The sequence below is a fragment of the Pseudomonas cremoricolorata DSM 17059 = NBRC 16634 genome (assembly GCF_000425745.1).
GTDB classification, from domain to species: Bacteria; Pseudomonadota; Gammaproteobacteria; order Pseudomonadales; family Pseudomonadaceae; genus Aquipseudomonas; species Aquipseudomonas cremoricolorata.
In genome coordinates, this window is sequence record NZ_AUEA01000014.1 from 81302 (window position 1) to 95276 (window position 13975).

9 protein-coding genes are annotated in these 13975 nt (G+C 66.5%); 1 reads left to right on the plus strand and 8 read right to left on the minus strand.

The features are described 5' to 3' along the window. Position 1: 1 nt before the first annotated feature. The 7 genes from H618_RS0116425 to H618_RS0116455 all read right to left on the minus strand — a co-directional run bounded on the left by H618_RS0116425 (position 2) and on the right by H618_RS0116455 (position 9072). Positions 2-1714: a dipeptide ABC transporter ATP-binding protein gene (locus H618_RS0116425; RefSeq protein ID WP_028696104.1), complete on the minus strand. Its 1713-nt coding sequence runs from the start codon at positions 1712-1714 to the stop codon at positions 2-4. Then, the gene (locus H618_RS0116430; protein ID WP_028696105.1) at positions 1711-2574 is read right to left on the minus strand and encodes an ABC transporter permease; all 864 of its coding nucleotides are present in this window, start codon (positions 2572-2574) and stop codon (positions 1711-1713) included. The genes H618_RS0116425 and H618_RS0116430 overlap by 4 nt, the downstream gene beginning before the upstream one ends. Beyond that, entirely contained in the window at positions 2571-3557 is a 987-nt protein-coding gene (locus H618_RS0116435) for an ABC transporter permease (RefSeq protein WP_028696106.1), read from the minus strand. The genes H618_RS0116430 and H618_RS0116435 overlap by 4 nt, the downstream gene beginning before the upstream one ends. Beyond that, the gene (locus H618_RS0116440; RefSeq protein WP_050577331.1) at positions 3554-5188 is read right to left on the minus strand and encodes an ABC transporter substrate-binding protein; all 1635 of its coding nucleotides are present in this window, start codon (positions 5186-5188) and stop codon (positions 3554-3556) included. Before H618_RS0116440 ends, H618_RS0116435 begins: the two co-directional genes overlap by 4 nt. Before the next feature lie 169 nt (positions 5189-5357). Further along, the gene (locus H618_RS0116445) at positions 5358-6413 is read right to left on the minus strand and encodes an NADP(H)-dependent aldo-keto reductase (RefSeq protein ID WP_028696108.1); all 1056 of its coding nucleotides are present in this window, start codon (positions 6411-6413) and stop codon (positions 5358-5360) included. A gap of 51 nt (positions 6414-6464) precedes the next feature. Next, positions 6465-7814, minus strand: coding sequence for an LLM class flavin-dependent oxidoreductase (locus H618_RS0116450; RefSeq protein ID WP_028696109.1), 1350 nt, complete (start codon positions 7812-7814; stop codon positions 6465-6467). Between the two features lie 13 nt (positions 7815-7827). Continuing rightward, a complete protein-coding gene (locus tag H618_RS0116455) occupies positions 7828-9072 on the minus strand; it encodes an acyl-CoA dehydrogenase family protein (protein ID WP_028696110.1) in 1245 nt (414 codons plus the stop codon). Positions 9073-9486: 414 nt separating this feature from the next. Here H618_RS0116455 and H618_RS0116460 point away from each other — a divergent pair, with 414 nt between their 5' ends. After that, positions 9487-11598 carry a TonB-dependent receptor family protein gene (locus tag H618_RS0116460; protein WP_028696111.1) on the plus strand — a complete coding sequence of 704 codons (2112 nt, stop codon included), beginning with the start codon at positions 9487-9489 and terminating at the stop codon, positions 11596-11598. Positions 11599-11694: 96 nt separating this feature from the next. Here H618_RS0116460 and H618_RS0116465 read toward each other — a convergent pair whose 3' ends face one another. After that, positions 11695-13962, minus strand: a complete 2268-nt coding sequence (locus tag H618_RS0116465; protein ID WP_028696112.1) for a TonB-dependent receptor — start codon at positions 13960-13962, stop codon at positions 11695-11697. Between the last annotated feature and the right edge of the window lie 13 nt (positions 13963-13975).

A 13975-nucleotide genomic window follows, 5' to 3' on the forward strand; every position in this document is an offset into this window, starting at 1 on the left:
TTCAGATGGCGATCTTCCATAGCCGCGACTCGTCGAACAGGTCGAACGCCTCGTGCTCCAGGTCCAGCGGCGGCACCACCAGCTCGCTGCCGGTGCCCGGCAGATGCGGCACCGCGCCGAGCAGGCGTTGTGTGTATTCGTGGGCCGGATGGGCGAACAGTTGCTCGACTGGCGCGTGCTCCACCACCCGCCCATGGCGCATCACCAGCACTTGGTCGCTGACGTGGCGAATCACCCCCAGATCGTGGGAAATGAACAAGTAGGCCAGGCCCAGTTGCTCTTGCAGGTCGGCAAGCAGGTCGAGCACCTGCGCCTGCACCGACACGTCCAGCGCCGACACCGGCTCGTCGCAGATGATCAGCTTCGGTTCGCTGGCAATCGCCCGGGCAATCGCCACCCGCTGGCGCTGGCCGCCCGAGAGCTGCAACGGCCGGCGCTGGGCGAGCGCGGCGGGCAGCCGCACCTGCTCCAGCAGCACGGCGATACGTGCCGGCCGCGCGGCGGCGTCGAGCCCGGCCACGTGCAGGGCATCGTCGAGAATCTGCGCCACGCTCCAGCGCGGGTCGAACGAGCCGAGTGGGTCTTGGTAGATGACGCTGATCTCGCCACGCAGCGGGCGCCGCCGGGCTTCGCTGACGGCATCGCCGGGGCCGTTCCAGGGCTGTCCGCGGTAGAGCACTTCGCCCTGATCGGGCGCCAGCAGCCCCAGGGCGATGCGCGCCACGGTGGTCTTGCCCGAACCGGATTCGCCGACGATGCCCAGGGTCTGCCCGGCGCGCAGGGTGAAGTCGACATCCTCCAGCACCTGGCGCAACAGGCCATCCGGGCCGAGGTAGCGCTTGCCCAGGCCACGCCCGGCAAGCAGCACCTCGCCGGGGCCGCGGGGCGCCGCAATGGCAGGCTGAACAGCGCGCTCAGGTGACAAGCGCTGCCCGCGCGGGTGCGCCGAAGGCACTGCCGCCAGCAGCGCCTGGGTGTAGGCATGCCGCGGTTGGCGCAGCACCTGCTGCATCGGCCCCTGCTCGACCACCTCGCCATGGCGCAGCACCACCACCTCATCGGCCAGCTGCGCCACCACCGCCAGGTCGTGGCTTATGATCAGCAGCGCCGCGCCGCGCGCCTTGATCTCGCGGAACACCGCCAGAATCTGCGCTTGTACGGTGGCATCCAGCGCGGTGGTCGGCTCGTCGGCAATCACCAGCGCAGGGTCCAGGGCCAGGGCGCTGGCGATCAGTGCGCGCTGGCGCAGACCACCGGACAACTGCCCCGAGCGCTGCCGCGCGCGCAGCGCTACATCAGGCACGCCGACCCGTTCGAGCAATTCATGTACACGGGCGCTGCGGCTGTGGCGGTCGCCATAACCGTGGGTCTGCAGCACCTCGAGAATCTCCTTGCCCACCGGGCGCAGCGGGTCGAGCGAAACCAAGGCATCCTGCAACACGAAGCCGATGTCCTTGCCGCGCACCGCGCGCCACTGCCGTTCGCTGAGGCTGAGCAAATCCTGCCCGGCAAAACTCAGGCGCCGCGCGCTGACCTGCGCGCCGCTCCCGGCCAGGCCCACCAGGCTGCGCGCGCTGACGCTCTTGCCCGAGCCGGATTCGCCCACCAGCGCCACACAGCGACCCGGGCTCAAGGTGAACGACAGGTCGCGCACCACATCGACGCCGGCGAAGGCCACCTGCAGGGCTTCGACGATCAAGGTCTTGTCGCTCATGGCCGGCGGCCCTCCAGTCGGTGTTGGATATAGCGCCCGGTCACCGTGGTGGCCAGGGTAGTGAGGACGATGAACAGGCCGGGGAAGAAGGTCAGCCACCAGGCGCTGGCGATGAAGTCGCGGCCCATCGACAGCATGGTTCCCCACTCCGGCGCCGGCGGCCTCGCGCCGAGGCCGAGAAAGCTCAACGCCGAGGCCCAGACGATGGCCTGGCCGACGCCCATGGTCAGGGTCACCACCAGCGGGCGCATGGCGTTGGGCAGCAACTGGCGCAGTATGATGCGCGAGGTCGGATGGCCCAGCGCGCGCGCCGCTTCGATATAGCCGGCGTTGCGCACCGCCAGCACCTGGCCACGGACCATGCGCGCATAGCCCGGCGCACCGCCCAGGCCGGTGGCGATGATCAGCGGCCCCACGCCACTGCCAAATACCGCGACGAACAGCAGCGCCAGTACCAGGCTGGGGAAGGCGAACAGCACCTCCAGCAGCCAGCCCACGCCACGGTCCAGGCGCGCGCCACCAAGCCCGCCGAGCAGGCCCAGGGCAATGGCGATGGTCATCGACAAGGCGGTCGCCGCCACGCCGATCGACAGGCTCTGCCGCGCGCCATGGATGATCCGCGCGAAGATGTCGCGCCCCGACTGGTCGGTGCCCAGCCAGTGCGCCCAGCTCGGTGGCTGGAAGGCGTCACGCGGCACGATGGCCAGCGGGTCGGTGGCGGTGAACAGCCCTGGCGCCAGCGCTGCCAGCAGCAATGCGGCAAGGAAGCCAATGGCCAGGGTCGCGCCCAGCGGTGGCAGGTTGAAGCTGCGCTGGCGGCGCAGCGCGGCGTGGCTGCGTTGCAGAATCAGATCGCTCATGCTGTGACTTCCTGTTGCCGAGGGTCGATCCACTGGTACAGCAGGTCGACCAGAATGTTGGCCAGCACGTAGCTGGCGGCCACCACCAGGCTGATGCCGATCACCAGCGGCATGTCCTGGGTCTGCACCGCCTGGTACAGCTGGCGGCCCACGCCCTTGCGGGAAAAGATCACCTCGCACACCACCGCGCCGCTGATCAGCGCGCCAATCGCCCATCCCGACAGCGACACCCCAGGCAACAGCGCGTGGCGCAGCACATGGCGAAAGCGCACCGCCAGATCACTCAGGCCACGGGTGCGGGCGGTGAGCACGAAGGGTTGCTCCAGGGTCAGCTCCAGCGACTCGCGGGTAACCTGGGCGATGAACCCGGCCAGCGGAATGGCCAGGGCGAAGGCCGGCAGCACCAGGCTGGCCAGGCCATCGCTGCCGGCCGGCGGGAACCAGCGCAGGCCGAAGGCGAACACTGCCAGCAGCACCACGCCGAGCCAGAAATGCGGCAACGAGGCGCTGAAGGTTTCCGCAAGCGAGGCCAGCCCGCCGACCAACCGCCCGCGTCCGGCGGTGACCACGGTGAGCAGCAGCACCAGCAGCCAGGCCAGCAGCAGCGCGGCGAAGGTCAGTTGCAGGGTCGCCCCGCCTTGCTCGGCCAGCACCCGCGTCACTGGCAGGTGCTGGCCGTAGGACACGCCCAGGTCACCCTGCAGCAGCCGCCACAAGTACAGCAGGTATTGCACCGCCACGGGCTTGTCCAGGCCGTATTCGATGCGCGCCGCTTCGATCGCTTCAGGGGTCGGGTTACTGCTCGGGCCGCCGAGAATCGCCAGCACCGGGTCGCCGGGCATCAGACGCATGGCGAAGAAGGTCAGTGTCGCCACCGCCCACAGCACCAGAGCGCCGCCGCCAAGCCGCACAGCGGCGCGCCGGCCAAGGGCTGCCCAACGCTCGCGGCGTGGGTCGGTCACAGCAAGGGAAGTCGGTTTCATTTGTTCACCCAAGCGTCGTAAAGGTAGGTGACCGCCAATGAAGCCTCCACAGCCACACCATGGGCGGTCTTGTACAGGCCCAGGCGCGTGCTCTGCGGGTAGGTGGTCAGTTGCAGGTACTGCGCGGCCGCCTGTTGCTGCGCCTGGTAGTAGAACTGCCGGCGCTGCTCGGGCTCCTGGGTGGCCAGGGCGCTGTCGAGCAGCGCGTCGTAGGCTGGGTCGGCATAGCCAGAGGAGTTCTGGTGATAGCCGCCAACCCCGGCCGGCTGCACGAAGGCGCTGGTGAAGATGATGCGCAGCACGTCCGGGGTGTTGGTGTTCCAGTAGCCCAGGCGGATGTCGTAGTCCCAGGCGGCTTGGCGTGCAGTGACCTGGGCATCGCTCATCTGCTCGAGCACCAGCTCCAGCCCGACTTGGCGCGTGGTGGCCTGTACCTGCTCCCACAGGGTCAGCTCCGAAGGCGTGGTGCGCGCGCCGACCAGCACCACGGCGCGCAGGCGCTGGCCGTTCTTGCTGCGGTAGCCTTCAGCGTCACGCGCAGTCCAGCCGGCGTCGTCGAGCAGCTTGGCTGCGCGTGCCGGGTCGTAGTCCTGGCTGCGTTCGAAGTCGGCACTGTAGAACGGCGTGGCGCTGCTCAGCGGCCCGCCGGCACGGGCGAACTCGCCGAAGTACACGCTTTTCAGCGCGCCTTCCACATCAGCGCTGCGCACGAAGGCCTCGCGCACGCGAATGTCATCGAACGGCTCGCGGCGCAGGTTGAAGGTGCCGTTGGTGGGGTTGCCGGGGCGCTGGGCGATGATCAGGTCGACATCCGGGTTGCGCCGCGCCGCTTCGTGCGACTCGGGCGGCAGGGTTTCGATCACATCGACCTCGCCTGCTTGCAACGAAGCGAAGCGCACCGACGGCTCTTGGATGAACTTCCAGACGATCCGCTCGAGGTAGGCCGGCCCCTGGTGCCGCGCGGTCGGCGGCGCCCAGTTGTAGTCCGGGTTGCGCACCAGTTCGACCTGGCTCTGTCGGTCCCAGCGCTGCACCTTGAACGGGCCGCTGCCGACCGGCGATTCACAGTTTTCATCACGGCTGCGCTGCAACGCCGTCGGCGATTGCATGCCGAGAAAGCCCTGGGCGAGCACTTCGAGGAACGCGGCGTAGGGCGTGGCCAAGGTCACTTCGGCGGTGTACTCGTCGATGATCCGGGTGCCGCGGTACTGGCGAATGTAACCACCGGCGGTGCTCGACTGGGTCTTGGGGTTGACGATGTGCTCGAGGTTGGCCTTGACCGCCTCGGCATTGAACGGCGTGCCGTCGGTGAAACGCACGTCGCGGCGCAGGTGGAAGGTGTAGTGCAGGCCATCGTCGGACACCTGCCAGTGCGTGGCCAGCCACGGGCCGATCTGCCCGTCGCTGTTCATCGACACCAGCGAGTCGAGGTACTGCTGGCCGACGAACACCTGGGGCATGTCGCCGGCCACGTGCGGGTCGAGGCAGGTCGGTTCACGATCAGTGGCGTACACCAGGGTGCCACCATGGATCGGCTCGGCGCTGTGCTGCGCCTGTTGCTCGGCGCGCTCGCAGCCCAACAGGGCCAGCGCGGCGCCGAGTGGAATCAGAAGAGAAGGAATACGGTTCAAGGGCGCTCCTGCAATGGCTGGGCTTCGACAAGGTCATTGCAGGACCCGTGCCGTTTTCAACTGCTTGATTTCGTTGAGGTTTGCCGGGCTTGGGCTGGTGACGCCGGGGCAAACTGTCGGGCGAGTGTTGGGCGCGCAACAGTTGCCCTGCGGCAGTGGCGCTCGAGGGTTATGGCGAGGGATTGGGCAAACGCCGATGCACCGCCGCAAGCGCGTTCAGCACCTCATCGCTCAGTTGCACCTCGAGTGCGCCGAGGTTCTCCTGCAACTGCGCAAGGCTGGTCTGCCCGGTGATTGCGCTGGCAACGAACGGCTGGCGAATGACGAAGGCCAGGGCCAGTTGCGCCGGGGTCAGGCCATGGGCACTGGCAATCTGCACATACTCGCCAATGGCCTGCTGGGCCTGCTCGCTGCCATAGCGGTTGAAGGTGCGGTACACCGAGGTCAGGCGTGAGCCTTCAGGGCGCGCCCCATTGAGGTACTTGCCAGTGAGGCTGCCGAAGGCCAGCGGCGAATAGGCCAGCAGGCTGACGCCCTCGCGGTGGGTGAATTCCGAGAGGCCGTTTTCGTAGGTGCGATTGAGCAGGCTGTAGGGGTTCTGGATGCTGGCGATGCGTGGCAGCCCACGCTCCTGGCTATGGCGCAGAAACTGCGCGACGCCCCAAGGGGTCTCGTTGGACACGCCGATGTGGCGGATCTTGCCGGCCTTGACCTGTTCGTCGAGCACCGCCAGGGTCTCGTCGATGGCGGCGGTCTGTGGGTGGTCGTCGATGTAGGGGTAGTCGCGGGCGCCGAAGAAATTGCTGGCGCGGTCGGGCCAGTGCAACTGGTACAGGTCGAGGTAGTCGGTTCGCAGCCGGCGCAGGCTACCGTCCAGGGCTGCGACGATGTTCTTGCGGTCGTGATGGCTCAGGCCATCACGGATGTGCGTCTGGCTGCCCGGCTCACGGGCTGGGCCGGCGATCTTGCTGGCCAGCAGCAGTTGATCTCGCCGGCCACGGGCCGCCAGCCAATTGCCCAGGTAGCGTTCGGTGGTGGTCCAGGTTTCAGCGCGGGTGGGCGTGGGATACATCTCGGCGGTGTCGATGAAATTGACCCCGGCTGCCACTGCGGCATCGAGCTGCTGGTGGGCGTCCTGTTCGCTGTTCTGGTGGCCCCAGGTCATCGTGCCGAGGCTGAGCAGGCTGACGTTGAGGTCGGTGTGGCCAAGTAAGCGGTAGCGCATGGTGTCGAGCGTCCTTGAAGTGTCCTTGAAGTGGCGAAGCGGCAATGCCGTTCAAACGGCGCGAGCCGTGCGCTGCCGGGCTTCGGTGAACTGGTTGACGGCCTTGGGTAGGCCGAGGTGCTCGCGCAGGGTAGTGCCGCTGTACTCGCGGCGGAACACGCCGCGCTGTTGCAGCAGCGGCACCACCTCTTCGACGAACACTTGGGCGCCGGAGGGGAACATGTCGGGCATGATGTTGAAGCCGTCGCCGGCACCTGCGAGGAACCACTCGGTGAGGGTGTCGGCGACCTGCTCCGGGGTGCCGACCGCCAGCCGGTGGCCGACCAGAATGCGCCGCGACAACTGGCGGATGGTGAGGTTTTCCCGCCGCGCCAGGTTCAACTGAGCCTCGAGAAAACCTTGCGAACCACGCTCGAATTCGGCCACGGCGCCGATGCGTTGCCAGGGCAGCGGCGCGTCCGGGTCCAGTTCACTGGCATCGATGCCGATGCGCCCGGCCACCTGCTGCAACAGGCCGTGCTCGCCATGCCAGGCGTTGAGCTCGTCGAAGCGCGCGTGGGCTTCGGCTTCACTGCTGGCGATCACCGTCGACAGCCCAGGCATGATTTTCAGGTGCTGCGGGTCGCGGCCCCAGGCGCGGGCACGGGCTTTCATCTCCTGATAGAAAGCCTGACCGTCGGCCAGGGTGGTCTGGGTGGTGAAAATCGCATCGGCGAAGCGCGAGCCCAATGCCTTGCCACCTTCCGACGACCCGGCCTGCACCAGCACCGGCCGACCCTGGGGCGAGCGCGGCAGGTTGAGTGGGCCCTTGACCTGAAAATGCTTGCCGACAAAATCCAGCGTGTGCACCTTGCCCGGGTCGGCGAAACGCCCGCTGCGGCGGTCACCGATGACTGCGTCCTCCTCCCAGCTGTCCCACAGCTTCAGGGTCACGTCGACGAACTCTTCGGCGCGCCCGTAGCGATCGACATGCAGCGGCGCACCGCTGAGGCCGAAGTTCTGTGCGGCGGCGTCGGCGGCGTTGGTGACGATGTTCCACGCCGCACGCCCGCCGCTGATGTGGTCGAGCGAGGCAATACGCCGGGCCAGGTTGAACGGCTCGTTATAGGTGCTCGAGCAGGTGGCGATCACGCCGATGCGTTCGGTGGCCGCGGCGACGGCGGTGAGCAGCACGGTCGGCTCCAGCCGCCCGCCCGGCTGCGCGGCGACATCCGGCGGCAGCGCCGGGCCGTCGGCGAGGAAGATCGCGTCCAGGCAGCCGCGTTCGGATAAACGCGCGATATCGCGGTAGTAGTTGACGTCGATATAGGCATCGAGCGCCGCCTCGCCCTGGCGCCAGGCGCCGGAGTGCGAGCCGAAGCCGAGGATGTTCATGCCCAGGCTCATTTGTTTGGTGCTCATGTCAGGCTCCTGATCAGACTGCGCTGGCTTCATCGCCGCTGCCTTGGCCTTCGCTGGCCGCGGCATGACGGGCACGCCAGGCCTGGGCCGGGCTGATGCCGTTGAGGTAGTAGTCGCCCAGCGCCTGCTCGCGGTAGATCGCCGGGTTGTGCGAGGCCAAGGTGCGGGCATTGCGCCAGTGGCGGTCGAGCCGGCGGCTGTTGCTGGTGGCCGAGGCACCGCCCACTTCGAACAGCAAGGTGCTGGCCTCCAGCACCTGGGCAAGGACGATCTGCTGGGCCTGGAAGGTGTGGATTTCCGCATCGGTGTACAGCTGCTCGGGCACCTCGCCCTGCTGACCGGCCTCGTACACCGCTTGCAGGCTCTGCGCGACCGCCGCGACCTGCGCCTGGGCAGAGAACGCCAGGCTCGACAGACGACCGATCACCGCCTGCACCAGTGGATCGGCGCTGGGCCGCGACTGCCCCGGCACACCGAACGCGCGGGTGCGGCCCTGAACGAAGGCCACCGCATCGGCCAGCACCGCATGGGCGATCCCGGCCAGGGTGGCCAGGTGCACCGCTTGGTAGAACGCTGTGAGGTACGACTCGGCGCGCAACTCGCCTTTGGCGAAGCGCCGCAGCACGTGTTGCTCCGGCACCGCGACCTGCTCGAAGCGGGTGGTGCCGCTGCCAGTCAGGCGCTGACCGAAGCCATCCCAGTCATCGATGCGCTGCACGCCGGCGGCGTCGGTCGGCACCGCCAGGCTGACGAAGCCATCGCCATGGTTGGCCACCGCCGCCACCCAGTCGGCGTACAAGGTGCCGGTGCAGTAGTACTTCTCGCCATCGAGGCGGTAGCCGTCGGCACTGTCGCTCAACTGCACGGTATTGCTGGTGCTGTCGCTGCGCTCGGCCATGGCCGCGCCCCACAGCTCACCGGCGCTGACGCGGGCGAACCAGTAGTCCTGCGAGGCACTGTCGTTGCTTGCCAGGCGGCCTTCGACGAAGCCGAAGTGGGCGCGGAAGATCTGCGGCAGGTTGGAGTCGGCCTGGCCCAAGCGCTGCAACTGGCGCAGCAGCTGCGGCAGGCTGGCGCCCAGGCCGCCATGGCTGCGTGGCACCCGCAACGCGCCGAAGCCTGCGTCGCGCAACCACGCCACCGGTTCATGGGCCAGGCTGCGCTGCTGCTCGCGGGCGAGCGCGCCCTCGGCGATGCGTGCATGGATCGGCGCGAAGCGAGCGTCGAGTTCGGCGTCGGTAAGAGGGGGTGAAGTCATGAACGGGTCCTTTCGAGGCGGCTCGGGAAAGCGTGATGAAGCTGCTCGAAGGGCTATTGCAGGGGACGTGCCAGGGGTTGGACCGCCTGTTTGCGGGGGATGGCGGAGCTTGAAGTTGTGCCTGCCAGGCAAACTGTTCGAGCGCTGTTGCGCCGCCAACAGTGTGCGCAAGGCACAGCGCCGAGGGTGCTGTGCAGACCTCGTCTCGCCGGGCGACGCCTGCATCTGTTGCAGCAGCAACAGTGGCGCAACAAAACGTCGTGTTCAGGCCATTGGACACGCCCTGGAACGCCGCTTTGCGCGGCTCTGGCGGGGTCTGGCCGGTGGCACGGAAACTGCTCTGACCGCTACTGGCAGGCCTGACTATTCCCATAGAACGCCGAGGACCTACGATGACTTTGAAGGAATACGACAATGCGTGCGATCCATCCCCACCCCCTGCGCGTGGCCATCCGCCACGCCGCCCTGGCCACCGCCACCGCCGCCTGGCTCACCCCGGCAACGTTGCTGGCCGCCGACCAAACACTCGGTACCGTCACGGTACAAGCCGCCAAGCAATCTGAAGTGCAGAGCGCTGCCAGTGCCCTGGCCGAAGTGCCAGGCGGCACTAGCGTGGTCGACAGCGAAGAAGTGGCCAAGGGCCGCACCGCGACCCTGCAAGACACCCTCGCCTACCAGCCCGGAGTGTTCGTGCAGTCCACCGGCGGCAACGATGCGGCGAAGATTTCCATCCGCGGTTCGGGCGCCAACACAGCGCCGGGCTATTTCCGCGAAGGCATCAAGTTTCTCTTCGACGGCCTGCCGCTGACCGGCCCCGGCGGCACGCCCTATGAGTTGCTCAACGCCAGCGGGGTCAACTACAGCGAAATCCTGCGCGGCGCCAACGCCTTCCAGTACGGCGCACTGACCCTGGGCGGTGCGGTGAACTTCGTCAATCACAGCGGTTACAGCGCCCCCGGCCTGCGCGTGCGTGCCGAGGCCGGCAGCTACCACTATCAGAAGCAGAGCATCAGCTACGGCGGCGTCGAGGGCGACCTGGACTACTACCTGCAAGCCGACAACTACCGCAACCAGGGCTATCGCGAGCACAGCCTGTCGCAGAGTTCAGGCATCGTCGCCAACGCCGGCTACCGCTTCAGCCCCAAGCTTGAAACGCGCCTGCTGCTGCGTTACCGCGACGAAGTGCACAACGACCCCAGCGCCACCACCCTCGACGCTGCCCTCAAGCACCCGCGCCGAGCCAGCGCCACCGCAGTCACCAGCGGCGCCGGTGCACGCCGTCCGGGCACGATCTGGCTGGGCAGCAAGACGACCTACACCTTCGATGACGATGCGCGGTTGACCTTTGGCCTGACCTACCACGACTACCGCCACACCAACAATCCGCGCAGCCCGAGCAACCCCAGCTACTGGGACTGGCACGACCTGGGCCTACTGCTGAGTTACGACCGTATCGATCAACTGTTCGGTCGCGAAAGCCGCAGCAGCATCGCCTTCACCTCCACTCAGCATCTGCGCGGCGGGGTCAACTCGGCCAACGACGACAAGCAGACCTTGAAACAGGTCGATTACAAGGATTCCTTCGACCGGGTGATCTCGCTGGGCAACGATTTCAACCTGGTCGACAAGCTGTGGCTGACCAGCGGCGTGTCGTTCATCAATGTGCGGCGCAAGGTCGACATCGACCGCGCGGTCAACCCCAACACCACCGACTTCCCGCAGCACGTCGACTACGACAACTGGAGCGCCGCACCGCGCATCGGCCTGCGCTACGAGCTCAACCCCAATCTGCAACTGTTCACCAACTTCAGCCGCAGCATCGACCCGCCAGCGTCTTGGGAATATTCCGGTTCCGGCCCGACCCTGGCCTACGCCCGGCCCCTGGTGGAGCAGAAAGGCAACACTTTCGAGGTCGGCATCAAGGGCTCGCACGGCATTTTCGACGGCAGCCTGGCGCTGTACCGCTCGTGGCTGCGTGACGAACTGCTGAACGTGCAGCTGATTCCTGCCACCGGCAATTCCGTCGCCGTGACCGGCGCCTTCAACGCCTCGCCGACCATTCACCAGGGCGTCGAGGCTGGCCTCAACACCCGTCTGTGGGAAAACGACCAGGGCGATCAGGTGCGCTGGCGTCAGGTGTATACCTACAACGACTTCTACTACCGCCACGATGAAACCTTCGGCAACAACCAGTTGCCCGGCGTACCCAAGCACATCTACCAGGGCGAGGTGCAGTACCAGCACCACAGCGGCTGGTACACCGGCATCAACACCCAGTCCGCCTCGCGTACCTCGGTGGACTACGCCAACAGCCTGTACGCGCCGTCCTACACCATATGGGGTGCGAACGTTGGCTATGAGGCGCCTAAAGGCAACTGGAAAGTCTCGCTGGATCTGAAGAACCTGGCCAACAAGGCCTATGTCACGGCCGTAACGCCGGTGTACAACGCCCGCGGCCAGGACACCGCAGCGTTCTGGCCCGGCGACGGCATCGGCGCCTACGTGGGCATCGAAGCGCGCTACTGAGCAGCGCCTGCATCAGATGCACAAAAGGACCGCCGTGCGGTCCTTTTGCCTTGTTGGAGACCTGCCCGAAACGGCTGGCCCCGGTTCACCCAGGTATCAGAAATCCACCGAAGCGCTGAGCGACAAGGTACGCGGAGCACCCAGCACCAGGTAGTTCTGGCCGGGGTAACCGCCGGTGGAAGCCCAATAGTCGCGGCCGGCGACGTTGTCCAGGCGCGCACGCAGGGTCACGTCCTTGTCGTCGACCTTGAAGCCATAGCGTGCGCCGAGGTCCAGACGCGTCCACGACGGGATGTCCAGGGTGTTGGCGGTGTTCACGTACTGACGGCCGGTGTAGATGACTCGGCTGGTCAAGGTTAGGCCATCGACACCCGGCACGTCCAACTCGCCACCGATATTGGCCTGGACCTTGGGCACACCGATCGCCCGGTTGCCATCATCGACGCCATTCTGGGTCTTGGTCAGCTTGGCATCGAGCAAGGTCACCCCGCCCAGCAGGCGTACGCCCTGGGTCGGCTCGCCGAACATCGACAGCTCGACGCCGCGGTTACGTTGCTCGCCGCCATCCTTGAACACCAGGTTGTCGACGATAGCCACCGGCTTGCGCGTTTCGAACACCGCCAGGCTGCCACCCAAGCCACCGCCGTCGTACTTGAGGCCGAATTCGGTCTGTTTGGCGACGTAGGGGGCGAGTGAGGCGCCTGGGTTGAGGATTGGCGCGGTGGAGCCATCCGGCAGTGTCGTAGTGGCCCCGGCGGTATCGCCCTTGGTCAGGCCCTCGATGTAGTTGCCGTAGACCGACCACTGCTCATCCAGCTGATAGACCACACCGGCGACCGGAGTGGTTTCGTAGCGGTTGTACTTGGAGGTCTTGTTGCCAGTGTCGTAGTCATAACCGGTGACATCCAGCCCCTGTCGGCGTGCGCCCAAGGTGACTTGCAACTGGTCGTCGAAGAACCCCAGGGTGTCGGCGATGGCGAGGCTTTGGGTGTGGGTGCGAGCAACAATTTTAGGGTCGGAAAGCGATCCACTGAATCTCACATTATCGGGTTTGGCAAAACCAACCGGGTTGTACAGATCATCGGTGAAGCCGCCGAAGTTACCGGCCCAGGCATTGCGCTCCTTGGTGTCGTACATCGATCCGGAAACCACCCACTGATGAGAGACAGGCCCGGTTCGCACGTTGTAGCGCATACCGACTTCTCCTGTGGTGACAGTGTCTTCGCGGTAGTTGTCGAAGCGGTTGGCTCGGGTTACGCCCGCAGCGTCGGACGACGGGTTGGCCAGCACGTTCTTCTCTTCGCCCTTGCGCATGCCGACGGCAGCCCAAGTGGTGACCGCTTCGGTAAGGTCGTACTCGGCGCGCAGCGTGCCGAATGCCTGTTTCTCCTTCGAGTAGGTCCACGACTGGCCGTAGTTCTTGTCGGCATCGGGTGGGCTAGGCACCCCACCACGCGGCGTTACGCTCGGCTGCGGCGTATCGATGAAGTGGTACTGCTGGCCGATGTCACCCGACAAGCGCAGACGATCGCCCTGGTAGTCCAGACCCAGCGCGAACATATCCAGGTTGCGGTCCTGATCCTCTACCGCCGTCTCACCACCGCGCTTGGCCGCGTTGACCCGCACACCAAAACGATCGCCTTCGCCAAAGCGCCGCGCCACGTCCGCCGACACCGTGCCGAAGCCACGGTTTTCCGCACCGACGGTCAGGCGCGTCAACGGCTCGTTGGGCGCCCGCTTGGGCAGAATGTTGATTGCCCCACCGATGCCGGTGCCACCCGGCGCCGCACCATTGAGGAAGGCACTGGCGCCGCGGAACACCTCGACCCGCTCGATGAACTCCGCCGCAACATACTGGCGAGGCAGCAATCCGTACAAACCGTTGTAGGCAATGTCATCGGAGTACAGCGGAAAACCGCGCACTACGTACAGCTCCTGAAAATTGCCGAAGCCCCGCGCCGTGCGCACCGACGGGTCGTTCTGCAAGATGTCCGCAACGCTGTGCGCCTGCTGGTCCTGAATCAGCTGGTTGGTATACGACGTCGAAGTGAACGGCGTCTCCATGTAATCCTTGTTGCCAAGAATACCGACCCGCCCACCGCGAGCGACCTGCCCGCCCTCGTACTCCGGCACCAGCCCGTCCCGCGACGCATCGGCACTGGCCGAAATCGCCGTTTCCTCCAACTCCATCACCACCCCACCACCCTGGCTGGCAGCTCGCTCAGCCGGCTGCGCCTCCTCCACCGGAATCTCCAGCGCCGCCTGCGCCGCCAGCACCAGCGGCGAGCTGAAACTGGCGATCAAGCCAATGGGCAACCAAATCGAAGTCAGAGCGTTTCTGCGAGGAAAATGGGGAATGGGCATGGGCAAACCTGTT